We start from the raw sequence: 22,582 nt of genomic DNA on the forward strand, positions 1-22,582 counted from the left end.
AGGCTGCATTCGTCGCAGGACGGGATGCGGCGGCAGGTCGGGAGCACCGCCGTCAAGCGTATGAAGCCGGCCCGCCCGGCTTGGGAGGATTGCTTATGTTGTTGAATGGAAAGACCGCGGTTATTTCAGGCGCCGCCAGCAAACGCGGCATCGGCCGCGCCACGGCGGAACTTTTCGCCCGCCACGGCGCCCGCGTCGCCATCGTGGATCTGGATGAAGCCGGCAGCATCGAAGCCGCGGCCTCGCTTGAAAAAGTGGATGGCGGCGAGCATCTCGGGGTCGGCGGCAATGTGGCGGATCGCGCCTCCTGCGAGGCGGCCGCGCAAAAAGTCATCGCCGCTTTCGGCAAGATCGATATCCTCATCAATAATGCCGGCATTACCCAGCCGGTGAAGACGCTCGACATTACCGGCGCAGACTGGCAGCGCATCGTCGATGTCAACATGACCGGTGTGCTGAATTTCAGCCAGGCCTTCATTCCCAATATGCGCGACAATGGCGGCGGCTCGATTGCCTGCATGTCGTCGGTCTCCGCACAACGTGGCGGCGGCATTTTCGGCGGCCCGCATTATTCGGCGGCCAAGGCAGGCGTTCTCGGTCTCGCAAAGGCCATGGCGCGTGAATTCGGCCCCGACGGCATTCGCGTCAACTCCGTCACGCCCGGCCTGATCCAGACCGACATTACCGGCGGCAAGCTGACCGACGATATGCGCCGCGACATTCTCAAGGGCATTCCGCTCAACCGTCTCGGCGACGCCATCGATGTCGCCAATATCTATCTCTTCCTCGCCTCGGATCTCTCCTCCTATGTCACCGGCGCGGTTGTCGACGTGAATGGCGGAATGCTCATTCACTGACAAAGCCCTTTCGAAGCCGGGAAACCGGCTTCGATTTTTCTGACCGGGAGGAGGAAACCATGGCTCAGGTGTATTCGGACACAGATGCAACGAAGGAAGCGGCGCTGGCGAATGTATCGCTGGCAGAACGCGCCTGGCGCATCCGGCGCAACGCCCTTTTGATGGGTGAGGTGCAGGGCCAGGGTTATGTAGGCCAGGCGCTCGGCATTGCCGATGTTCTGGCGGTGGCCTGGTTTCACACCATGCGTTACCGGGCGGACGATCCGCACTGGGAAGACCGCGACCGGTTTCTGCTTTCCATCGGCCATTATGCGATTGCGCTTTACGCGGCGCTCATCGAGGCGGGCATCATCCCGGAAGACGAGCTGGAGACCTACGGCTGCGACGGCTCGCGCCTGCCCATGTCCGGCATGGCCTCCTATACGCCGGGCATGGAAATCACCGGCGGATCGCTCGGCCATGGGCTTGGCATTGCGGTGGGCATGGCTCTTGGCCTCAAGCGCAAGAATTCCGACCGGTTCATCATCAACCTGATGTCGGATGGTGAGTTGGGCGAAGGTTCCACCTGGGAGGCCGCGATGGGCGCATCCCATCACAGGCTCGGCAATCTCATCAATCTCGTGGATTTCAACAATCAGCAGGCGGATGGCCCATCCCGCGAGATGCTGTCCTCCGAACCTGTGGACGCCAAATTCGCGGCCTTCGGCTGGCACGTGCAGCGCGTGGACGGCAACGATATCGACAAGGTTCGCGAGGCCTTCGATAGCGCAATGTCACTTGCCGATGACAGGCCGCGCGCCATCATTTTCGATACCCGGATGGGCCGCGGCGTGCCCTTTCTCGAAAACCGCGAAATCACCCATTTCATTCGCGTGGAAGCGCATGAATGGAAACTGGCGCTCGACGCCCTTGAGGAAGGACGACCGCAATGAGTACAGCAGCCCCGCAGAAGCGCCTCACCACATCGGCGATGATCGCCTCCATCGCCGCCGAAGGCCAGCCGACACGGCCTGCTCCTTTCGGTCACGCCCTTGTTCAGCTGGCGAAAGAACGCGAGGATATTGTCGGCCTCACCGCCGATCTCGGCAAATATACCGACCTGCATATTTTCGCCAAAGCCTTTCCCGAGCGCTTTTATCAGATGGGCATGGCCGAGCAGCTTTTGATGAGCACTGCCGCCGGTCTGGCGCGCGAAGGTTTCGTGCCCTTTGCGACCACCTATGCGGTCTTCGCCGCCCGCCGCGCTTATGATTTCATCGCCATGGCGATTGCCGAGGAAAACCTGCCGGTGAAGATCGTCTGCGCCCTGCCCGGCCTGACGACGGGCTACGGCCCCAGCCATCAGGCGACCGACGATCTGGCGATTTTTCGCGCGCTGCCGAACATGACGATCATCGACCCGTGCGATGCGACCGACATAGAAGGCGCGGTGCCAGCCATCACGGATTTTAACGGCCCCGTTTATATGCGCCTGCTGCGCGGCCAGGTGCCGGTGGTGCTCGAAGAATATGGCTATCGGTTCGAACTCGGCAAGGCGAAGCTTATCCGCGATGGTGCGCAGGTTCTTTTCATATCGTCCGGCATATTGACGATGCGGGTTCTCGAAGCGGCTGCCCTGCTTGAGAAGGAGGGCGTCGGCTGCGCCGTGTTGCATTCCCCCACCATCAAGCCGCTCGATACCGCCTCGATCTTCGCGGAAGTGGACCGGGCGGATCGTCTGGTCATCGTGGCGGAAAACCACAGCGAAATCGGCGGGCTTGGAGAGGCCGTGGCGACGGCGCTGATGAAAAGCGGCCGGGTGCCGCGCCTGCGGCAGATCGCCCTGCCCGATGCTTTTCTGGATGCAGGCGCGCTGCCCACCCTGCATGACCGCTACGGCATCTCGACGGCGATGATCGTGGCGCGCGCAAGGGCGTGGCTGGAGAATGAAAATTTTGAAGTACCGCACGGTTCGGTCTAAAGGCTGAAGCTCAGACATGGTGCGGAATCAGCCCGGGGGGAGCCGGCGGTTTCAAGGGAGTGGAGCGCGTTATCCGCGTGGTCGGACAACGCCGAGAGTGTTTAAATCCAGGGAGGAGAAAAATGAGTATTTCCATCAACAGGCGTATGTTCCTGACCGGTACCGGACTGGCGCTGGCTGCGCCGGCCGTTCTGACGACGGCCCGCAACGCTCGGGCCGCCACGACGCTGACGCTCGGCCATGGGGCTGCGCCGGGCAATCCGCGCACGCTGGCGGCCGCGAAATTCGCGGAACTCGTTGCCCAGAAAACCGAAGGCCGCGTGGCGATCAATGTCGCCGGTTCGGAAACGCTTGGCAGCGACGCCGCCATGCTGACCAGCCTGCGCACCGGGGCGCTGGATTTCACCGCCAACAGCCAGGGTCCGGTTTCGAGCGTTGTTCCAGAACTCGCGGCGCTTGGCCTACCCTTCCTGTTCAGCAACGCCGATCAGGCGATCAAGGTACTCGAGGGCGATGTCGGCGCATCGCTCGATGCGCGTTTCCAGAAGGTCGGCATCGTGCCGCTCGACTGGTGGGATAACGGCATCCGCCATGTCTCCAACTCCAAACACGCCATCACCAAGCCACAGGACGTCGCGGGCCTGAAAATCCGCACGCCGGCCGACCCGATGACCATGGATATCTTCAAGGCGCTGGATGCGGCGACGGTTCAGATCGCGTTTGGCGAACTCTACATCGCGCTTCAGCAGGGTGTCGTTGACGGGCAGGAAAATCCGCTCGTGAATATCGAAAGCTCCAAGCTTTACGAGGTCAACAAACATATCAGCCTCACCGCCCATAAATGGGAGTCCACCCCGTTCCTGATGTCCAAATTCGCCGAGGGGCGGCTGGGCAAGGATTTCGAGGCGGTCAAGGCGGCTGCGAAGGAGGCAGGCGCGCTTCAGCGCAAACTCTCGGCGGAAAAGGCAAGCGCGTCTCTGGCCGCCTTCAGGGCCAACGCCGCCATCGAGGTGGTGGAAGACATCGACCACGCGGCTTTCGCGAAAGCGACCGCGCAGGTGCTGGAGACATGGAAGCAGAAGCCCTTCGGCGATTTCGTCGCCGCGCTGGAAAAGGCTGCCAAGGGCTGACGAGCAGGATGCCGGGCCGGCGCATGCCGCCAGGCCTCGCCTTCATGTCCACCGACAGGATCGGCGGGAGCCTCGCTCACGCCGACATTCATACGGTTTCAGTTTTCAGGAGATGCGCCAATGCTCGAAGGAGCCTTGTCCGCCGCCAATCGCGTTGACAGTTTCATCGCCACCCTCTGCCGCATCATCATCGTGGCAACCGGCATTCTGCTCACGGTCATCATGACCGCAAACGTCATCGTCCGCTATCTATCGACATCCGGCGGGCTGGATTTTGCGGAAGAACTGCCAACCATGCTGTTTCCATGGTTCATCGTCGCTGGCATTACCCTTGCCGCGCAGAGCGGCGCGCATATGGCGGTTGAATGGATCTATGACAAGTTCGACGAACGCGGCAAGGTGGGCGTTCTGCTGTTCGCCAATCTCGTGACGGTCGCAAGTTTCGTCATTCTCGCGCAGCAGGCGCTTGTCGTCGCCGAGATCGCTGGCGCGGAAATCAGCCCTGTGCTGCAATTGCCCAATAGCATCGGATATTATTCCATCGCCTTCGGCGCGGCACTGGTCTCGGTCACGACCGCAACCGCGAGCCTGCGCATTCTCTCCAGCGGCTGGCATGCCCGCCCGCACGGTGCAACCGAGGAGATGCCGCTATGACCATCGTGATGATCATTGCATTTTGTATTCTAATGATGATTGCGGTTCCGGTCGGTTATGCGCTGATCATCTCTGCCGGCGTCGCCGTGCTGTGGAACGGTTATGTGCCGCTTTCGATCGTGGCGCAGCAGGTGTACGACCAGACGCAGTCTTTCCCGATGCTGGCGCTGCCGTTCTTCATGCTCGCGGGCACGCTGATGCTCGGCGGCAAACTCGGAACCCAGCTTCTGGAACTCGCCTCCAAGGCCATGCAGCGCTGGCGCGGCGGCCCGCTTTCCACCACCGTCATTTCGTCGGTCGTGTTCGGCGGCGTGTCCGGCTCCGCGGTCGCCAATGCGAGCGCACTCGGTTCGGTGCTCATTCCATGGCAAAAGCGCCAAGGCTACCCCGCTCCCCTCTGTGCGGCCAACAATGCCACCTCAGCGGTCATCGACGTGCTCATTCCGCCGTCGATCCCGATGATCCTCTATTCATTGGTCAGCGGCGTCAGCATCGCCAATCTGTTCATCGCCGGCATTCTGCCGGGCCTGCTCATGGCCGCCGGTTTCATCTTCGTCTGCTGGGCCATTGCCGTGCGGCGCGGTTATGCGGTGCGTGACGAAAGCATCCGCAAGCGCGATCTGGCGCTACTTGCATTCCGCAGCCTGCCGGCGATCCTCCTGCCGATCCTGATCATCCTCGGCCTCCGCTTCGGCTTTGCAACGCCAACCGAAGTGGCCGTTCTTTCCGTCGTCTATTCGCTCGTGCTCAGCATCTTCTTTTATCGCGATCTGACGTGGAAGCGTTTCTGCGACAATTTCGTCGAAGCTGGTTCCGCAACCGGCGTCGTCATGCTGGTCATCATGGGCAGTGCGGCGGTGGGCTGGGTGCTGACCTTCGATCAGGCGCCCCAGCATTTCGCCACCTGGGTGGCCGAGAATATCTCCAACCCGATCCTGATCATTCTCATGATGAACATCCTGATGCTGATCATCGGCATGCCGCTCGATCTGCCGCCGTCGATCCTGCTGCTCGGACCGATCTTCGTGCCGCTCGCCGATATGATCGGGCTCGACCGGGTGCAGCTCGGCATGATGATGGTCATCAATCTCGGTATCGGGCTCTATACGCCACCGATCGGCACCACACTCTTCATCTCGTCCTCCATAGCCAGAGCGCCGCTCGGCGCGACGACGAAGGAATTGTGGCCGTTCTTCACCATGGCGATGCTGCTCCTCATCGCGGTCAGCTTCATTCCTGCGCTCACGATCTACTGATATAAGAGCCGTAGCAAATGGCAGCCAGAAACCACCGGCCGGGTCTCTCCGATCGGTGGTTTCTGGTATTCAAGATGCGGCACACATCGTTAGATCTGCTTTGTTGATAGTTTCGACGATCAAATCACGATCTGCGATGCACCCTTCACGAAATTTTAGGGGATTGCGGAACACATATGGAACATATAGTGTTCGTTCTGTATTTGTTTCGCGATCTCCACTACGATTCTCAAGGGTGTTTTCCTCATGCTCACGCGCAAACAGCAGGAATTGCTTCTCTTCATTCATGAAAGAATGAAAGAGTCCGGCGTGCCGCCCTCCTTCGATGAAATGAAGGACGCACTCGATCTTGCATCCAAATCCGGCATCCACCGGCTGATCACCGCACTCGAGGAGCGCGGCTTTATTCGCCGGCTACCTAACAGGGCGCGGGCGCTGGAAGTGATCAAATTGCCTGAGGCCTATGCGCCGGGTGCAAGGCCGCAGCGCGGCTTCTCGCCGAGCGTCATCGAAGGCAGCCTCGGCAAACCGAAGACGCCGGAGCCGGCCCCTGCCCAGAAGGCGCCGGCCAATGACCTCGGCGGTGCAGTCACCGTGCCGGTCATGGGCCGTATCGCAGCCGGTGTGCCGATTTCCGCCATCCAGAACAACACCCATGATGTGGCCGTGCCGGTCGACATGCTCGGCTCGGGCGAACATTACGCTCTTGAGGTCAAGGGCGACTCGATGATCGAAGCCGGCATTTTTGATGGCGATACCGTCATCATCCGCAACGGCAACACGGCCAATCCGGGCGACATCGTCGTGGCACTGGTGGATGATGAAGAAGCGACCCTGAAGCGTTTCCGCCGCAAGGGAGCCTCCATCGCTCTGGAAGCCGCCAACCCCGCCTATGAGACCCGCATCTTCGGACCGGACCGGGTGAAAATCCAGGGCAAGCTCGTGGGGCTGATCCGCCGTTATCATTAATTGGCAGCCCGCCTTTTTTCGCCAGGGGCGTCATCGAGAAGAGGACGCTCCCTTTGAGGTATCTTGGCGTGTTCCCTGGAACAATGCGGCTCTGCGCAAGTAAAGAGAGGGTGTGTTTCTCACTCATCTCCGGGCGGTGACGTGGATATGCCTCCTTCTCCCTTCCCTCACCTTCCCATTCATCAACGCGGCTTATGGGAGCCATGGATTATTTGCAATATTCCAAAGGCCATCCGCCGGTATAGAAATGCGCGTCATATCGGGGAAACACGTCATGTACGATCTTTATATCGCCAACAAGAATTACTCCTCATGGTCGCTACGGCCCTGGGTGTTGATGCGCACGCTCGGCATCGCCTTCGATGAAAAACTCGTTCCGTTCGGAGAAGGCGTTTCCTTCTCCACCTTCTCACCGACCGGCAAGGTGCCCTGCCTTGTCGATGAGGGCGTGACGGTTTGGGAATCGCTGTCGATCGCCGAATATCTGGCGGAAAGACACCAGGGCGTCTGGGCGAGCGACAAGCAGGCAAGGGCCTGGTCACGGTCGGCGGCAAGCGAAATGCATGCGGGCTTTTCCTCGCTGCGCAATCTCTACCCGATGTCGGTCGGCATTCGCGTAAAACCGAAGGGTGGCGATACCGGGCTTGCAGCCGATATAAAGCGCATCGATACGCTGTGGAGCGAAGGCCTCGCGAAATTCGGCGGGCCTTTTCTTGCCGGCCAGAAATTCACGGCGGTCGATGCCTTCTTCTGCCCGGTGGCATTTCGTTTCCAGACTTATGGCGCGGAACTTTCGCCCGCGACGAAAGCCTATTGCGACCGGCTGCTCGCCCTTCCCGCCATGCGCGAATGGTACGAGGCCGGGCTGAAGGAAGTCTGGCGCGATGCGGCGCATGAAGAGGAAATTAGCGGGATCGGCGAATTGACCGCGGATCTGCGCATCAAGCCCTGACGGTCCATGCTGGCGGCACTTTATTGCGATGCCGCCAGCAACCGCATGACGGCATCAGGCACGTCGTGATCGAAACGTCCGCTTTTCCAGTCGTAGTAGCGGTGTTCGCTCCAGGGCCTGTCCATTCCGGCGATTGCGGCGCGCAGCCTGCCGACCACCCCTACCTGATCGCTGCCGGCGAAGTCCATTTCCAGCGAACCGATCCGCCGCAAGATATCGCGGTTCAGCAGAAGTGCACCCGAGCGGCATTGGGAAAAGGACGTTCTGCGGGAGACGATAACGATATCGGCGATATCGCAAGCCTTTCCGGCAAAGCGGCCATCTTCCAGAACGATGATCCATTCGCCGCTTCCCGCGCGCGCAACGCACCATGTGCCTTTGCTGCAGGTGAAAACACCGGGCTCGGCGTCTCTCAGGGCCGCCGTCATCTGCCGTGCAACCGCGCTCATCTCTTGCGGATCAAGCTTCCCCTTCGGAGCCAAAGCCACGGTGTTTGCCGTGGCCTCGGTCTTTAGAAGGACTGGCGGCACAGGCTGCTCCGGTAAAAGCAGCGCCCTTTGCCATTGGCCATAAACGAAACCCTGCGGCTGAGCCTTCGTCGTATAGGCTTTGCCGTCCTCCAGCAGCGCCACCAGCTCGCCATCCTCATGAACAAGCAAATCGGGCGGATCGCGATAGGCCGTGGCGGCTGACAGGCCAAAGGCAAGGAACAGAAGCGGCATGCCCAGAAGCGCAAGCCGGCTGCGCAGCAATGTCAGCAGCAGAAAACCAGCCGAGGCGAGCCCCAGAAACCACCCGTGTGGCCGGCCCGTCGCAGCGCTTCCGCCCCAGGACGCCACCTCCTGCGCAACCTCGATGACGAGAGCCATGCCGTACCCCATGACCTTTAGAAATGGCGCGTCCAGCCCGAAAGGCATCAGCAGCATGGCGAAAAGGCCGAAAGGCATGACGATCAGCGACATCAGCGGCATGGCAGCCAGATTGGCGAAAAGTCCATAGGTGGTGACACGTTGAAAATGCTCGGCCGAATAGATTGCCGTCGAAAGACCGCCGATCAGCGACGTCGTGATTACACCGCCAACGATGGCGCCCGCCGTTTGCGCCACCGTCATCCATGCCGGTTTGCGCCCCATAAACAGACGCTCGCGATCGATACGCCAGCGGCTCCAGGCGGCATAGGAGGCGACGAGCGCGATGGTCGCGGCAAAAGACATCTGGAAGCTCGGACCCATGATTTCCGAGGGCGAAAAAGCGAGAATGACCAAAGCGGAAAGCGCAACATTCCTGAGGCTGAGCGAGGGTTGATCGAACAGTACCGCGATCAGCATCACCGACATCATCAGCCAGGCGCGTTCGGCGGAGACGGCGAAACCTGAAATCAGGTAATAGGCGAGCGTCATCAAGAGCGCGGCGAAAGCCGAAATCTTCTTCACGGGCCAGCGCTGCGCAAATGCCGGAAAAAGGCTGAAGGCAAGCCTCAGCCCCACGAAGAATATGCCCGACGCCAGCGCCATGTTGAGCCCGGATATGGCGACGATATGGGCAAGGCCTGAGAGCCGCAACGCTTCCATCGTTTCGGCGGATATGGCCTGTCTCTCATCGGTGACGATGGAGGCGGCAAAGGCGCCGGCATCGCCGCCGATGGTGTTGCGGATGCGCTCGGCAATGGCGGTGCGAAGGCCATAGAGCCGCATGTCGGCCCATTCCAGCCAGCCCGTCTTCGCGTCGATGCCGGGTGGAGTTACCGTCTGTGGCGGCTTATAGAAGAATCCGGTCGCGCCTATGCCCCTGAAATAGGAGGCGAAGGCGAAATCGTTGAGCCCAGGCAGGGCCGGGCCGGATGGCGGCGAAAGCCGCGCCTTGCCACGAATGGTCGCGCCGAGCGCGGCGGGCTCGCCTCCCCCACGTGACAGGAGCGAGACCTTCCCCGGCGGGCGTGACAATGCCGGCGCTTCCGTTGCGGTGAGTTGCACCACATATCGCCAGTCCCCGCGCGCATCCACCTCCCTTCGGGTCACCGTGCCGGTGATGGTGGTGGTGACGGGCGTATCCAGCACCACTGTTCCCGCACGCCACGTTTCGACCCCGGCGAAAAGCATGCCCAGCAAAAGCAGCGCGAGAAGGCCACAGGCCGTGGCTGCAAAGCCCGAGCGATATTTCGCGAAAAACGCCAGACCGGTGGCGATAAGACATGTGATCGCCAGAACGGAGAATGAAGGCGAGGTGTTGAGGGAAAACCAGAGGACCGCACCACAGCCGATGAAAACCGGAACGAAAAGAAAATCGTGGCCGAATGCGCGCTCCTCGGCGACGCATACGGCGATTTTTTGGGAGGCGACAGCTCGCAGGTTCGGCTTGCCGACAAGTGTGGGCAGATCATAAGCCACAAGATCGCCGGCACGGTGAACGGGAAACAGGATTTCCGCCGTGCCGGGCAAATCGCCCTGCATCGTTTCGGCATATCTGAAATGCTGTTTTTCCCCTTGACCGAGCAATCCGCGCCGCGCCCCTGCCGCACCGGGAACAGGTTTGCAGGCGGATGCGAGGGATTGCAATCCTTTCCTTTAACCCTGCGTTGACTGAGATTGAATTGCCATCGCCGGGAAAGACGGAAGCAAGGCAATTGCGTTTGCCGCAATGCACAATTTGACCTTTGGATAGCTTGGCATCTGCGCAAGGATCATATAGCTAATCGGTAGACGCTTAACCGCGGGGCGTGTCTCAACGCCCCCACCCGCATGTTTTCGGAGGATCAGTATGACGGAAAAAAGCGCTACAGTGACACTTGGCGAAAAACAGGTCGAACTCCCGGTCAGGGAAGGCACGATCGGACCAAGCGTCGTCGATATCGCCACGCTGTACAAGCACACGGGCTCTTTCACTTACGACCCGGGTTTCACGTCGACGGCCTCCTGCGAATCCAAGATCACCTATATTGACGGTGACGAAGGCGTTCTCCTGCATCGTGGTTTCCCCATCGAGCAGCTCGCCGAACAGGGCGACTTCCTGGAAACCTGCTATCTCCTGCTTTACGGCGAACTGCCGACCGCGGCTCAGAAGAAGGACTTCGACACCCGCGTCACGCGCCACACCATGGTGCATGAGCAGATGAGCCGCTTCTTCACCGGCTACCGACGTGATGCGCACCCGATGGCCGTCATGTGCGGCACGGTCGGCGCGCTCTCGGCCTTCTACCACGACTCGACCGACATCACCGATCCGCACCAGCGCATGGTCGCTTCGCTGCGCATGATCGCCAAGATGCCGACAATCGCCGCCATGGCCTACAAGTACCATATCGGCCAGCCCTTCGTTTACCCGAAGAACGACCTCGATTACGCCTCCAACTTCCTGCACATGTGCTTTGCCGTGCCTTGTGAGGACTACAAGGTCGATCCGGTTCTGGCCCGCGCCATGGACCGCATCTTCATCCTGCATGCCGATCACGAGCAGAACGCCTCCACCTCCACGGTGCGTCTTGCCGGTTCTTCGGGTGCGAACCCGTTCGCCTGTATCGCAGCTGGCATTGCATGCCTCTGGGGCCCGGCTCACGGCGGCGCCAACGAAGCGGCGCTCAACATGCTCAACGAAATCGGCACGGTTGACCGTATTCCGGAATATATCGCCCGCGCCAAGGACAAGAACGATCCGTTCCGCCTGATGGGCTTTGGTCACCGCGTCTACAAGAACTACGACCCGCGCGCCAAGATCATGCAGAAGACGATGTACGAAGTACTGGAAGCCACCGGCAACTCCGACGATCCGATCATGCAGGTCGCGCTGGAGCTGGAAAAGATCGCCCTTTCCGACCCCTACTTCGTCGAAAAGAAGCTCTACCCGAATGTCGACTTCTATTCGGGCATCACGCTGAAGGCGCTCGGCTTCCCCACGACCATGTTCACCGTTCTCTTCGCTCTCGCCCGTACCGTCGGCTGGATCGCACAGTGGAACGAAATGATCGAAGATCCGCAGCAGCGCATCGGCCGTCCGCGCCAGCTCTATACGGGCGCCGGCAAGCGCGACTACGTTCCGGTTTCCAAGCGCTAAGCCCCGAAACCCTATAAGCTCAAAGGCCGGCAGGTTTTCACCCGCCGGCCTTTTTTGTTGGGCATCCGAATAGTTCTCAGTGACGTGCCGCAACGCCCAGGAACTGCTTGAGTTCGGGTGTTGCGGGATTGGAAAACACCTCCTCCGGCGGGCCAATTTCATGCACCCTGCCCTCATGCATGAAGACGACGCGGGAGCAGACATCACGCGCAAATTTCATTTCATGCGTCACCATCAGGAGCGTCATGCCCTCAGCGGCGAGTTCCCGCACCACCGCAAGCACTTCCGTAACCAGTTCGGGATCGAGAGCCGAGGTGATTTCATCGCAGAGCAGCGCAATCGGCTGCATGGCAAGCGCCCGGGCGATGGCGACGCGCTGCTGCTGGCCGCCGGACAATTCATCGGGATAGGCATCGAATTTATGCGCCAGCCCGACCCGTTCCAGCATCTTGCGGGCAACGGCTTCCGCTTCCGGCTTCGGCGTCTTCTTCACCACGGTCTGCGACAGCATGACGTTGCCGCCGACGGTCTGGTGCGGGAAAAGGTTAAACTGCTGGAAGATCATGCCGACCTTCAGCCGCAGGGCTTTCAGATGCAGATCGTCTTCGAGAAGCTGCGCGCCGGCGACCGATATGGAACCGGCCGAAATCGTCTCCAGCCCGTTGATGCAGCGAAGCAGGGTCGATTTTCCCGATCCGCTCTTGCCGATGATGGCGATGACCTCGCCCGGCTCCACATCGAGGTTGATGCCCTTTAGAACCTCGTTGCTGCCATAGCTTTTGCGGACTTCAGTGATTTCGATGAGCGACATTGAGCTTCCTTTCGAGGATCTGGCTGCTCTTCGACAGAGGCCAGCACAGCGCGAAATAGATGAGGGCGACGAGGCCATAAACGGTGAAGGGCTGGAAGGTGGCGTTGGTGACGACCGTGCCGGCCTTGGACAGTTCCACAAAACCGATGATCGAGGTCACGGCCGTTCCCTTGATGACCTGCACGAAGAAACCGACGGTTGGGGGAATGGCGACCCGCAGGGCCTGCGGCAGGATGACGTAACGCATCTGCTGCAGGCGTCCCATGGCAAGGCTTGCCGATGCCTCCCACTGGCCCTTGGCTACGGATTCAACGCAGCCGCGCCAGATTTCCGTGAGGAAGGCCGCCGCCCACAGGATCAGCGTCAAGCCCGCCGCGAGCCAGGCGGGCACATCGATGCCGAACAGGCCGAGGCCGAAAAAGGCGATGAAGAGCTGCATCAAAAGCGGCGTACCCTGAAAAAGCTCGACATAATAGCGTGCGAAAGCCCGCATCGATTTTTTCCGGGAAATGCGCATGAACAGCAGAAGCAGCGCCACCAAGCCGCCGCCGGCAAAGGAGACGAGCGAGAGCAACACCGTCCAGCGCGTGGCGAGCAGCAAGTTTCTGAGAATATCCCAGGTGGAGAATTCGATCATCGGACACTCCTGCGCGGAAAGATGAGGTTGCCGCCCATCACCAGCACCTGCCGGAGAAGGATGGCGAGCACGAGATAAATGACTGTGGAGACCATGTAGGCTTCGAAGGCGCGGAAGGTGCGCGACTGGATGAAATTGGCCGCGAAGGTCAAATCCTCGGCGGCGATCTGCGATACGACCGAAGAGCCGAGCATGACAATCACCACCTGCGACGAAAGCGCCGGCCATATGCGTTGCAGCGAGGGCACCAGAACCACATGCCGGAAGGTTTCAAAGCGGGTCATGGCAAGGCTTGCCCCCGCCTCGAACTGCCCCTTTGGCGTCGCCTGAATACCGGCCCGGATGATCTCGCAGCTATAGGCCCCGAGATTGACCACCATGGCGATGTTGGCGGCGGTCAGTTCCGACAATTGCAGGCCAAGCGATGGCAGGCCGAAAAAGATAAAAAACAATTGTATGAGGAATGGCGTGTTGCGAATGAGCTCCACATAGGTGGCGACCGGCGGCCGCAGCCATTTGGGCCCAAGCGCACGCACCCAGGCGCAGACGATGCCGAGGGCGATCCCGAGAACGCCGCCGATGGCAATCAATTCCAGAGTAACGGCGATGCCTTTGGCGATCTGCGGATAATAGTCGAGAAGCCATCCAAAATCGAATGTGTATTTCACCCGATGCTTCCTTTCGGCGAGGACAAACCATGCGCCGGTCCTGCCTCAAGGCGAGGCCGGCGCATGCGTTTTTCCGGGTTGGTCAGAGGTCCTTGGGCAGGTCGGTTTTCAGCCATTTCTGCGCAATCGTGTTCAAGGAACCATCGGTCTTTGCGGTGGCGATGATGGCGTTGACCTTTTCAAGCAGCGCCGGCTGTTCCTTGTTCAGGCCGATATAGCAGGGCGAATTCTTGATCAGGAACTTCAGTTCGGGGCGCTTTGGCGGGTTCTTGGCGAGAATGGCGGCGGCCACGACATTGCCCGTGGCCACGGCTTCTACCTGGCCGGCGAGGAAGGCGGAGATCGTACCGTTATTGTCCTCATAACGCTTGATGGTCGTATCGGCAGGCGCCACCTTCGTCAGCTCCAGATCCTCGACGGCACCACGGGTGACGCCAATGGTCTTGCCGGACAAATCTTCCGCCTTGGTGACGGCAACCGAATCCGGAGCGAACACGCCGTTGAAGAAGGGCGCATAGGCGGTGGAGAAGTCGATGACCTTTTCACGGTCCGGGTTCTTGCCGAGGCTCGAAATCACGAGATCGACCTTGTTGGTCTGCAGATAGGGAACGCGGTTAGCGCTGGTGACCGGCAAGAGTTCGACCTTCACGCCAAGCTTCTCGCCGATCAGATTGGCAACGTCGATATCGTAGCCCTGCGGGGCCATATCCGTGCCGACGCTGCCGAAGGGCGGGAAATCCTGCGGGACGGCAACGCGGATCGTGCCGCGGGAGGTGATATCACCGAGCGCATCGGCAAAGGCTGCGGGCGAAAAACCGAGCGTTGCGGAAATCGCGGCAATGGCAATCAATGAACGTCTGGAAATCATTGAGAATTACTCCTTGGGGCTTGAGGAAAGAGGCTGAAGTGAAAGGGAATTGCGAAGCTCGTAGAGCGGGTCCGGCCTGCGGGTGAGATCGAGACCGGTTTCGACCTCGTCGAGATGGCGGATGGCGAGTTCGGCGGCGCCATGGAAATCGGCAGCCTTGATCGCTTCGAAGATGCGGCAATGTCCGTCATGCGACTGCTGCGCATGGAAATCTGACTGATAGAGCATGGAGATGAGGATGGTTCTGGCCGTCAGGTCGCGCAGCGTTTCGACGATGATGTCGTTTCCAGCGATTTCGGCGATGCGGATGTGAAAATCGCCCATCAGGCAGGTCAGGCGCTGGCGGTCGCCTTTGGCAATCGCCGCCTTCTCCTCATCGAGATGATCGGCGAGGATGGCGATGCCTTCCGGGCTGACGCCGGAAAGATTGCGCAAGAGCCCATATTCGATGATGCGCCGCGCCTCATAGACTTTGATGGATTCTTCGGCGGAAGGCTCCACCACGAACCAGCCCCGGCGCGGGCTGACGGTGACGATGCCGCGCGTCTCCAGCCGCATCATCGCTTCGCGAATGCGCGTGCGCGACACGCTGAAGAGGCTGGCAAGCTGGTTCTCGCTGAGGCGGGTTCCCGGACGGATACGCGCGGAAAGAATGCCGGAGATGATGGCGTCCTCTACCGCGCTCTGGGCGCTTTCTGATGTATGGCTATCTTGCATACAAGATTGAAAGCAAGAGGTGTGCCAGACGGAAATTTATGGGCCGGGAGCCGTCTGACGGTCAGCCGTTTGCCGCACTAACGATCAAATGCAGTAAAATCGCGCCCTCGCCTGCCTGCATCGGCAGCAGGACGGCAGCCCGTGGGAGAGTGTGCCTATATGATTATTGTGAGGGACGAGCTTTGCTCTTCAGGACATCCAGAAGAATGCGCGCACCGGTTTCGCCCGGAGGCACATCCGTGTGCAAACGCTGCTGCACGAGTGCATAACCTTCGAGCATCGCCCGCCGCTCGGTGGTGTCGGAAGACAGACGCTCTGCCCAGCGCAGCATCGAACCTGCCCTTACCACCTCGTTGAAATATTCCGGCACGACGGCGTAATCGGCAATCAGGTTCGGCAGAGCGCCTGTCCAGGTCTTCACCCGCTTGCTCAGCATGGTGAAAATCCAGTCCGTCTTATAGACCGAGATCGTCGGAACGCCCGCGAGCGCGAGTTCCAGAATGACCGTGCCGGAAGCGGCAATCGCCGCATCGGCTTCAGCAAAGGCATTCCATTTGAAAGCGGAATCGATACCGATTTCGGGCCTGATATCCTCCGGCCATGACGCCGCCAGTTCGCGGATCCGTTTTTCCTGACGCGGCACGGTGGGCAACAGGAACCGCGTCGGACCGTTGCGCTCCACAAAAGCTCTCGCCGCCGCCTGAAACGGCTCCATCAACCGCGTCGTTTCCGTGGAACGCGACCCTGGCAGGAGAAGAATGGTCTTCGGTTCGCCATCCGCCGGCAGAGAACGTTCCGCCCGCTTTTGACGCACGGAGAGCACATCGGGGTCGACGCTGAGGCGATGACCGACAAAAGTTGTCGGCGGACCGCCGAGACGGCGCATGGCTTCCGGCTCGAAGGGCAGCAGCGCCAGCACGTGATCGACATAGGAGAGCATCGCCGTAGCGCGATATTCCTTCCACGCCCAGACGCTGGGGCAGACGTAATTGACGACCGGCAGATGCGGCAATTGCTGCCGGACTTTTTTCGCAACGCGATGGGTGAAATCCGGGCTGTCGATGATCAGCAGAATATCGGGCTTTGCGGCGGCGATTGCCTGAGCGGTCTGGTTGATCCGCGCAATGAGCTTCGGCAGTTTTTTAAGAACCTGCGTAAAGCCCATGATGGAGAGTTCGGAATAGTCGAACAGGGAAACCAGTCCCTGCGCTTCCAGCGCTTCGCCGCCGACACCGACCAACTCGACAGGCCCCGTATATTGGGCCTTAAGCGAGCGGATCAGATCCGCGCCTAAAAGATCGCCGGATACTTCCCCGGCTATGACCGCCACTTTTAATGCCGCCGTCATCCGATCATGTCTCCGCCAAGTGATGTATCGATGCCGCAGACGAATATGCCCGCCTCATCGGCCGCTTTCAACATCGCCTCGCGATCAAGCACCAGCGCCCGCCCGGCTTCGACGGCAATACCCGCCAGCCCGGCTTTTCGCGCATTCTCCACCGTTTCCACACCGATTGTCGGCAGGTCGGCGCGCACATCCTGCTGCGGCTTGCACAGCTTTACGAGCACACCCCTGCGGCGCGGGGATATCCGTCCTTCGGCGCGCAATGCCGCGACGCGCCCCAGCATGGCATCCGTGCCCTCGACGCCTTCCAGCGCGACGATGCGGCCGCCGACGGCGACGGCGCCCTGCCCCACATCGAGCTTGCCGAGTGCAAGCGCGGCCTCAGCCGCCTTGCGTATATCGCGCAGATCATCCTCGGCAGGTTTCTGCGCACCGAAAGGGCCTATAGCGGCCAGCAGGCCGGGCGCGATCTCGTGAGCGCCGATGACTTTTGCGCCGAGCGTGCCGATGATCTTGATGACCATCTGCAGAACGGCGTCGTCGCCGCTCGACAGCAGCGTCCTGACAATGGACGGCAGTTTGAGCAGGATGCCGAGTGTGGGGCGGATCTCGCGCCATTCCGGCCGCCGCGCCACGGCGCCGGACAGCACGACACGGTCTACCCGCTTTTCGCGCAGCAGACGGCCGAGCCCGGCGACATCGCCGACACTGATGACGGCATTGTCGAAACCGCTCCAGTCGAAACGGGAATCATCGCGCAGGCGCACGATGAAAGGGTTCTCGCCCATCTCACGGGCGGCGGCCGCCACATAAAAAGGCAGCTGGCCGCTGCCGGCCACAATGGCGAGACGCCCGCCGCCTGTCACGGCTCACTTGCCCCGGTTGGGCGAAGAGATCGCGCGGTCGCTATCCGCACCGATGAAATCGATGACTTCAAGCGCCTGCGGGCAATCCAGATAGTCGTTACGGTCGATGGCCGCCGCATTGCCGCGGATCGTGCCTTCGGCCTCGAAAATCGCCTTGTAGACGCGTCTGACCTTATGGATATCGGCGCGCTCGATGCCGGCACGGGTCATGCCCACGACGTTCAGGCCGCCGAGGATGCCGGGATTGCCATTCAGCATGCCATAGGGAATGACATCGTAATTGACCGCCGAAAGTCCGCCGATAAAGGCCTGGCGGCCGATGCGCGTGAACTGGTGCACGGCGCAGCCACCGCCGAGAATAGCGCGGTCCTCAATGGTGACATGGCCCGCCAGCATCACATTGTTGGAAAGCACAATGTGGCTGCCGAGGCGGCAATCATGCGCCACATGCGAATTGGCGAGGAAGAGATTATCGTCACCGATAATGGTCTTGCTGCTGCCATCGGAACTGCCGGCGTTCATCGTCACGCCTTCACGCATGATGCAGCGCTCACCGATCTCGAGGGTCGTTTCCGAACCGTCATGGCGAATTGCCTGCGGCGTGCCGCCGATGACCGCCATGGGATGGACGACCGAGCCACGGCCGATCACGGTCAGGCCGGAAACAACGGCGTGATTGTGCAGCTGAACATCGTCATGCAGCGTGACTTTCGCGCCGACATAGCTCAGCGCGCCGATGACGACGTTTTCACCGATCACCGCGCCGTCTTCGATCACGGCGCTCGGGTGAATTCTGGCCGAGGCGGCAATCGTGCTCATTGCTGATCCTCGGGGATCATCATGGCGCCGACATCGGCCTCCGCCACCAGCGCGCCGTCCACCTTCGCTTCGCAATGGAATTTGAAGACATTACCGCGCTGGCGCTGCTTGACGACATGGATTTCCAAACGATCACCGGGGACTACGGGTTTGCGGAACCGCGCATTGTCGATTGTCATGAAGTAAACCAGGTGACCGCCCTCACCCTGACTGCGAGCGCAGATCGCACCCGCCGTCTGGGCCATGGCTTCGACGATCAGAACGCCCGGCATGATTGGCCGGTCCGGGAAATGACCGGTGAAATGCGGTTCGTTGACCGTGACGTTCTTGATGCCAATCGCCGAGTTGTTACCGTCGATCTCGATGATCTTGTCGATCAGCAGGAATGGGTAACGATGCGGCAGAAGCTTCATGACTTCCAGAATGTCAGCCGCGCCGAGCGCCGTCTTCGTTTCTTCAGTCATTGTTTTTCTCTCCTGTTTTTTTATCACGCCCTTCAGCGCGTGCCAGAATTTCGGCCATGTCGCGCAGGAAATATTTCATCGGACGCGCGGGCGTGCCGCCATAACGGGCGCCTGCCGGAACGTCCGCCACAACGCCGCTCATCGCCGCGATCTGTACGCCGTCGCCAATGTTGATATGGCCATTGATGCCGGCCGCGCCGCCAATCATCACACCGTCGCCGATGCGGGTGCTGCCCGCAATGCCGACCTTGCTGACGATGCCGCAATGGCGGCCGATGCGGACGTTGTGGCCGATCTGAACCTGATTGTCGATCTTGGTGCCTTCGCCGATGACCGTGTCATCCATGGTGCCGCGATCGATCGTGGTGTTGGCGCCAATCTCGACATTGTCCTGAATGATGACCCGGCCGATCTGCACGATCTTCAACATGCCGCGCGGACCGGGCGCATAACCGAAACCGTCCTGACCGATGCGCGCACCGTTATGGATAATCACATTATTACCGATGAGGGCTGCAAGAACGCTTGCGCCGCCGGCAATGGTGCAATCGCGCCCGATCTGCACATCCTGGCCTATGATGACGCCAGGGCCGATGCGCGTGCCCGCGCCGATATGGGCGCCGGCGCCAATCACGGCAAGAGACTCGACGATGACGCCCGCCTCCAGCTTCGCGGATGGATCGACATGCGCAGCATGGGAAATTTCAGCTTCCATACGCGCAATCGGACCAGGCCGCATGGCGGAAGGATGCAGCAAGGCACCAACCTGCGCAAAAAGCGTATGCGGGTTTTTCGATATCAGCGCAGGGGTATGAGACGGAAGCATGTCTACAAGTGCGGCGTCACAAATGACGGCGCCAGCGTCGCAGGTCTGCAGCTCATCGCGGTTCTTGCGCGAAAGGATATAGCAGAGCTGATCGGGTTTTGCCCGGTAGACCGGCGCAACGGACCGAATGATCCGCTCTCCCGCCGCGTCATCAGACAGTTCCGCCCCAAAACGGTCTGCGATATCTTTCAATCGCAGTCCCTCGTGGGGCGGAAAAAAGGCGTTGTATTCCATCAGCCGGAAACTCCAGAACGTTCAAAGTTGCAGTTCTGGACTGCCGATATCAGAAAGTGTTGGACATGCCAAACCGGAAACGCTGTTCCTCGTCGTAGTCTTCCTTGGCGAAAGGCACGGCGTAGTCGACGCGGATCGGACCGAAGGGCGACGCCCACATCACGCCGATACCGGCGGATGCGCGGATAGAGTTGTCGTCCTTCACGCCGGCGCTGTTGGCAACCTTGTTGCCATAGAGCGTGCCGGCATCCACGAAGCCAGCAAGGCGAAGGCCGAAATCTTCGGGAACGCCAGGCATCGGAGCCGTGACTTCAGCAGAAGCGGCGAAATAGGTCGTGCCGCCGATGGAGTCGGAACCGATGCGAGGACCGATACCGTCGTTCTTGAAGCCACGAACCTGACGACCGCCGAACTTGAACTGATCGAATACCAGCAGATTGTCGCCTGTCGGCACCACGTGACCGGCCTGGCCGGTCAGCGAGCCGATGACATCGTACTCATCGGAGAGCGTGTAGAAGAAGCGAGCCTTGGCGTAAATCTTGTAATATTCGGAATCGCCGCCGAGACCTGCAAATTCGTTCGTCAGAGCAGCCTGCCAGCCTTCGCGCGGCATGTTGCGGTCGTCGAGCGTATTGTAGTTCAGCGTGTTCGAAATGATGGACTGTGTCCAGTCACCGCCACGGATCAGGTCCTTGTAGGGAGCGGCAAGGTTGCTGCCGGTTTCCCAGTCGCCTTCGCCGTCATAATTGAGCTGCTTGTAGGTGTACTTGAACGTCGTCGAGAGGTCTTCGGTGATCGGCGCGGTCACGCGCAGCGAGAAGCCCTGCTCGTCGTAGTCATAATAGTCTTCGCTGCGGCTCTGGCTCTTGAACAGGTCGAAACCTGCGGCAAGACGGTAGCCGAGGAAATAGGGTTCCGTGAAGGACAGCGTATAGCTGCGCGCATCATCTTCACCCGCACCAGCGGCGAGACGGATGTACTGGCCGCGGCCGAGGAAGTTCTTCTCTTCGATGGATGCTTCGAGCAGCACACCGTCGTTCTGGGAATAGCCGGCGCCGATACCGAACGAACCCGTCGACTGATCTTCTACGTCAACAACGATGACGACACGGTCAGGCGCGCTGCCGCCGGCGGTCGAAATATTGACTTTCGAGAAATAGCCGAGCGCTTCGAGACGGCGCTTTGCAGCCGTGATGACCGTCTGGTTGAACGCATCGCCTTCGGAAATATCGAACTCGCGACGGATGACATAGTCACGCGTGCGGGTGTTGCCGCGGATTTCGATACGCTCGACATAGGCGCGCTCGCCCTGGTCAACGATGTAGGTCACACCGATGGTGTTGCCAGCCATATCGCGGTCGCCGCGCGGCGTTACGCGGGCAAAGGGATAACCCTCGCCGGCCACGCGCTTGGAAATCGCTTCCATGCTCTGCTGAACTTCCTTGGCGCTGTAGCTTCCGCCCTGGTGGGTTTCCACGAGGCCCTGAAGTTCAGAACCGTCGACGCCCGGAACGGTCGATTCGACCGCGACGTTGCCGAAGTTGTAACGCTGACCTTCATCGACCGTGATGGAGATGGTGTATTCGTTCTTGGACTCGTCCAGCACAGCCTCGGAAGACACGACACGGAAGTCGGCATAACCGCGGTTGTAATAGAACTGGCGAAGCGCCTCTTCGTCGGCGCGCAGCTTGTCCTCGTTATAGACGTCCTTACGCGTCAGGAACGACAGCATGTTGGACTTCTTGGTATTGATAACGGCGGCCAGACGACCGTCGCTATAGGCATTGTTGCCAATGAAATCGATGCGGCCGATCTTCGTGCGCTCGCCTTCATTGATGACGAAAGCAATGTTCACACGGCCCTGACCGACGGAAACGGTCTGCGTGGTGACTTCAACATCGCTACGGCCGATGGCGGCGTAGGCTTCCTTGATGCGGGCAATATCCGCCGTCACGATGGCCTGATTGAACGGGCCGAGGGACTGGGTCTGCACGACGCCGGCGAGCTTGTCGTCCTTGATCTTACGGTTACCGTTGAAGACCACCTGGTTGACGAGCTGGTTCTCATTGACGGTCACGACCAGCGTGCTGCCGGAAACGCGCATGGAGACATTCGAGAAGTAACCGGTGGCGTAAAGACGCTTCACCGATTCATCGATGTCCGAATTGGAAAAGTTCTTACCCGGCGCAATGGTGATGTTGGAACGCACGGAGTCCGCACCGGACCGGTCGGCCCCGCGAACATCGATCCTGCTGATGACGGCCGCATTTGCAGCGCCAGCAGAGGCAAGCACGCCAAGGCCCGCAACCGAAGCAACACCGGCAGACAGAGCAACCGCCGACACAGCGTTCAAAAATCTTGAACCAGCCTTCATTTCAATTCTTACCTTTTTACGTTGTCCCTCAGCGGGCGGAACCCGACTCCGGCCATGTGCGTCGTTTTACCTGCTTTTCCCCTACAAGCAAGCGCGAACGTTAAATTCTGTTTACTTCGTGCTCCAGA

At 60.2% G+C, this 22,582-nt stretch carries 21 protein-coding genes; 9 read left to right on the forward strand and 12 right to left on the reverse strand.

Annotation, left to right across the window (positions count from 1 at the left end):
* Positions 1 to 95 precede the first annotated feature (95 nt).
* The 8 genes from BTE54_RS21685 to BTE54_RS21720 all read left to right on the forward strand — a co-directional run bounded on the left by BTE54_RS21685 (position 96) and on the right by BTE54_RS21720 (position 7,778).
* Positions 96 to 857, forward strand: coding sequence for an SDR family NAD(P)-dependent oxidoreductase (locus BTE54_RS21685; protein WP_035262426.1), 762 nt, complete (start codon positions 96 to 98; stop codon positions 855 to 857).
* Positions 858 to 916: 59 nt separating this feature from the next.
* Positions 917 to 1,789: a transketolase gene (locus BTE54_RS21690; protein ID WP_078053965.1), complete on the forward strand. Its 873-nt coding sequence runs from the start codon at positions 917 to 919 to the stop codon at positions 1,787 to 1,789.
* Complete coding sequence (locus BTE54_RS21695) at positions 1,786 to 2,817, forward strand: transketolase family protein (RefSeq protein ID WP_078053966.1); 1,032 nt, start codon at positions 1,786 to 1,788, stop codon at positions 2,815 to 2,817. The genes BTE54_RS21690 and BTE54_RS21695 overlap by 4 nt, the downstream gene beginning before the upstream one ends.
* A 122-nt stretch (positions 2,818 to 2,939) precedes the next feature.
* Positions 2,940 to 3,947 (forward strand): TRAP transporter substrate-binding protein, encoded by a 1,008-nt coding sequence (locus BTE54_RS21700; RefSeq protein ID WP_078053967.1) that lies wholly within the window; start codon positions 2,940 to 2,942, stop codon positions 3,945 to 3,947.
* Between the two features lie 120 nt (positions 3,948 to 4,067).
* Positions 4,068 to 4,601, forward strand: a complete 534-nt coding sequence (locus tag BTE54_RS21705) for a TRAP transporter small permease subunit (protein ID WP_078053968.1) — start codon at positions 4,068 to 4,070, stop codon at positions 4,599 to 4,601.
* The gene (locus BTE54_RS21710; protein WP_078053969.1) at positions 4,598 to 5,857 is read left to right on the forward strand and encodes a TRAP transporter large permease subunit; all 1,260 of its coding nucleotides are present in this window, start codon (positions 4,598 to 4,600) and stop codon (positions 5,855 to 5,857) included. Before BTE54_RS21705 ends, BTE54_RS21710 begins: the two co-directional genes overlap by 4 nt.
* Before the next feature lie 246 nt (positions 5,858 to 6,103).
* Entirely contained in the window at positions 6,104 to 6,826 is a 723-nt protein-coding gene (lexA, locus tag BTE54_RS21715) for a transcriptional repressor LexA (protein WP_065653917.1), read from the forward strand.
* 274 nt (positions 6,827 to 7,100) lie between these two features.
* Positions 7,101 to 7,778, forward strand: coding sequence for a glutathione S-transferase family protein (locus tag BTE54_RS21720; protein WP_065653918.1), 678 nt, complete (start codon positions 7,101 to 7,103; stop codon positions 7,776 to 7,778).
* A gap of 20 nt (positions 7,779 to 7,798) precedes the next feature.
* On the opposite strand, the gene BTE54_RS21725 is transcribed toward BTE54_RS21720, so the two are convergent.
* Positions 7,799 to 10,228: a ComEC/Rec2 family competence protein gene (locus BTE54_RS21725; RefSeq protein ID WP_078053970.1), complete on the reverse strand. Its 2,430-nt coding sequence runs from the start codon at positions 10,226 to 10,228 to the stop codon at positions 7,799 to 7,801.
* Between the two features lie 307 nt (positions 10,229 to 10,535).
* Between BTE54_RS21725 and gltA the strand changes: the two genes are divergently transcribed.
* A complete protein-coding gene (gene gltA, locus BTE54_RS21730; protein WP_003502585.1) occupies positions 10,536 to 11,825 on the forward strand; it encodes a citrate synthase in 1,290 nt (429 codons plus the stop codon).
* Between the two features lie 76 nt (positions 11,826 to 11,901).
* On the opposite strand, the gene BTE54_RS21735 is transcribed toward gltA, so the two are convergent.
* The 11 genes from BTE54_RS21735 to bamA form a co-directional block, all read right to left on the reverse strand.
* Positions 11,902 to 12,636: an amino acid ABC transporter ATP-binding protein gene (locus BTE54_RS21735; protein ID WP_078053971.1), complete on the reverse strand. Its 735-nt coding sequence runs from the start codon at positions 12,634 to 12,636 to the stop codon at positions 11,902 to 11,904.
* Complete coding sequence (locus tag BTE54_RS21740; protein WP_078053972.1) at positions 12,614 to 13,273, reverse strand: amino acid ABC transporter permease; 660 nt, start codon at positions 13,271 to 13,273, stop codon at positions 12,614 to 12,616. Before BTE54_RS21740 ends, BTE54_RS21735 begins: the two co-directional genes overlap by 23 nt.
* The gene (locus tag BTE54_RS21745) at positions 13,270 to 13,941 is read right to left on the reverse strand and encodes an amino acid ABC transporter permease (RefSeq protein ID WP_035261720.1); all 672 of its coding nucleotides are present in this window, start codon (positions 13,939 to 13,941) and stop codon (positions 13,270 to 13,272) included. Before BTE54_RS21745 ends, BTE54_RS21740 begins: the two co-directional genes overlap by 4 nt.
* An 82-nt stretch (positions 13,942 to 14,023) precedes the next feature.
* Positions 14,024 to 14,809 (reverse strand): transporter substrate-binding domain-containing protein, encoded by a 786-nt coding sequence (locus BTE54_RS21750; protein ID WP_078053973.1) that lies wholly within the window; start codon positions 14,807 to 14,809, stop codon positions 14,024 to 14,026.
* Between the two features lie 6 nt (positions 14,810 to 14,815).
* Positions 14,816 to 15,526, reverse strand: a complete 711-nt coding sequence (locus BTE54_RS21755; protein ID WP_065653922.1) for a GntR family transcriptional regulator — start codon at positions 15,524 to 15,526, stop codon at positions 14,816 to 14,818.
* Between the two features lie 163 nt (positions 15,527 to 15,689).
* A complete protein-coding gene (gene lpxB, locus BTE54_RS21760; RefSeq protein WP_078053974.1) occupies positions 15,690 to 16,874 on the reverse strand; it encodes a lipid-A-disaccharide synthase in 1,185 nt (394 codons plus the stop codon).
* Positions 16,871 to 17,737, reverse strand: a complete 867-nt coding sequence (locus BTE54_RS21765) for an LpxI family protein (protein WP_158080277.1) — start codon at positions 17,735 to 17,737, stop codon at positions 16,871 to 16,873. The genes lpxB and BTE54_RS21765 overlap by 4 nt, the downstream gene beginning before the upstream one ends.
* 3 nt (positions 17,738 to 17,740) lie before the next feature.
* Positions 17,741 to 18,556 (reverse strand): acyl-ACP--UDP-N-acetylglucosamine O-acyltransferase, encoded by an 816-nt coding sequence (gene lpxA / locus BTE54_RS21770; RefSeq protein ID WP_003521399.1) that lies wholly within the window; start codon positions 18,554 to 18,556, stop codon positions 17,741 to 17,743.
* On the reverse strand, positions 18,553 to 19,020 hold the full coding sequence (gene fabZ, locus BTE54_RS21775; protein ID WP_065653924.1) for a 3-hydroxyacyl-ACP dehydratase FabZ: 468 nt from the start codon (positions 19,018 to 19,020) through the stop codon (positions 18,553 to 18,555). The genes lpxA and fabZ overlap by 4 nt, the downstream gene beginning before the upstream one ends.
* Positions 19,013 to 20,080 (reverse strand): UDP-3-O-(3-hydroxymyristoyl)glucosamine N-acyltransferase, encoded by a 1,068-nt coding sequence (gene lpxD / locus BTE54_RS21780; protein ID WP_003521402.1) that lies wholly within the window; start codon positions 20,078 to 20,080, stop codon positions 19,013 to 19,015. Before lpxD ends, fabZ begins: the two co-directional genes overlap by 8 nt.
* A 49-nt stretch (positions 20,081 to 20,129) precedes the next feature.
* A complete protein-coding gene (bamA, locus tag BTE54_RS21785) occupies positions 20,130 to 22,454 on the reverse strand; it encodes an outer membrane protein assembly factor BamA (RefSeq protein ID WP_065653926.1) in 2,325 nt (774 codons plus the stop codon).
* Positions 22,455 to 22,582 lie beyond the last annotated feature (128 nt).

The sequence above is a fragment of the Agrobacterium sp. YIC 4121 genome (assembly GCF_002008205.1).
Taxonomy (GTDB): Bacteria; Pseudomonadota; Alphaproteobacteria; order Rhizobiales; family Rhizobiaceae; genus Agrobacterium; species Agrobacterium leguminum.

Bases quoted from the DNA above. Each gene is read 5' to 3' on its own strand.
- BTE54_RS21685 (WP_035262426.1), top strand. From the start codon at position 96: ATGTTGTTGAATGGAAAGACCGCGGTTATTTCAGGCGCCGCCAGCAAA.
- BTE54_RS21690 (WP_078053965.1), top strand. From the start codon at position 917: ATGGCTCAGGTGTATTCGGACACAGATGCAACGAAGGAAGCGGCGCTG.
- BTE54_RS21695 (WP_078053966.1), top strand. From the start codon at position 1,786: ATGAGTACAGCAGCCCCGCAGAAGCGCCTCACCACATCGGCGATGATC.
- BTE54_RS21700 (WP_078053967.1), top strand. From the start codon at position 2,940: ATGAGTATTTCCATCAACAGGCGTATGTTCCTGACCGGTACCGGACTG.
- BTE54_RS21705 (WP_078053968.1), top strand. From the start codon at position 4,068: ATGCTCGAAGGAGCCTTGTCCGCCGCCAATCGCGTTGACAGTTTCATC.
- BTE54_RS21710 (WP_078053969.1), top strand. From the start codon at position 4,598: ATGACCATCGTGATGATCATTGCATTTTGTATTCTAATGATGATTGCG.
- lexA (WP_065653917.1), top strand. From the start codon at position 6,104: ATGCTCACGCGCAAACAGCAGGAATTGCTTCTCTTCATTCATGAAAGA.
- BTE54_RS21720 (WP_065653918.1), top strand. From the start codon at position 7,101: ATGTACGATCTTTATATCGCCAACAAGAATTACTCCTCATGGTCGCTA.
- BTE54_RS21725 (WP_078053970.1), bottom strand. From the start codon at position 10,228: ATGCAGGGCGATTTGCCCGGCACGGCGGAAATCCTGTTTCCCGTTCAC.
- gltA (WP_003502585.1), top strand. From the start codon at position 10,536: ATGACGGAAAAAAGCGCTACAGTGACACTTGGCGAAAAACAGGTCGAA.
- BTE54_RS21735 (WP_078053971.1), bottom strand. From the start codon at position 12,636: ATGTCGCTCATCGAAATCACTGAAGTCCGCAAAAGCTATGGCAGCAAC.
- BTE54_RS21740 (WP_078053972.1), bottom strand. From the start codon at position 13,273: ATGATCGAATTCTCCACCTGGGATATTCTCAGAAACTTGCTGCTCGCC.
- BTE54_RS21750 (WP_078053973.1), bottom strand. From the start codon at position 14,809: ATGATTTCCAGACGTTCATTGATTGCCATTGCCGCGATTTCCGCAACG.
- BTE54_RS21755 (WP_065653922.1), bottom strand. From the start codon at position 15,526: ATGCAAGATAGCCATACATCAGAAAGCGCCCAGAGCGCGGTAGAGGAC.
- lpxB (WP_078053974.1), bottom strand. From the start codon at position 16,874: ATGACGGCGGCATTAAAAGTGGCGGTCATAGCCGGGGAAGTATCCGGC.
- lpxA (WP_003521399.1), bottom strand. From the start codon at position 18,556: ATGAGCACGATTGCCGCCTCGGCCAGAATTCACCCGAGCGCCGTGATC.
- fabZ (WP_065653924.1), bottom strand. From the start codon at position 19,020: ATGACTGAAGAAACGAAGACGGCGCTCGGCGCGGCTGACATTCTGGAA.
- lpxD (WP_003521402.1), bottom strand. From the start codon at position 20,080: ATGGAATACAACGCCTTTTTTCCGCCCCACGAGGGACTGCGATTGAAA.
- bamA (WP_065653926.1), bottom strand. From the start codon at position 22,454: ATGAAGGCTGGTTCAAGATTTTTGAACGCTGTGTCGGCGGTTGCTCTG.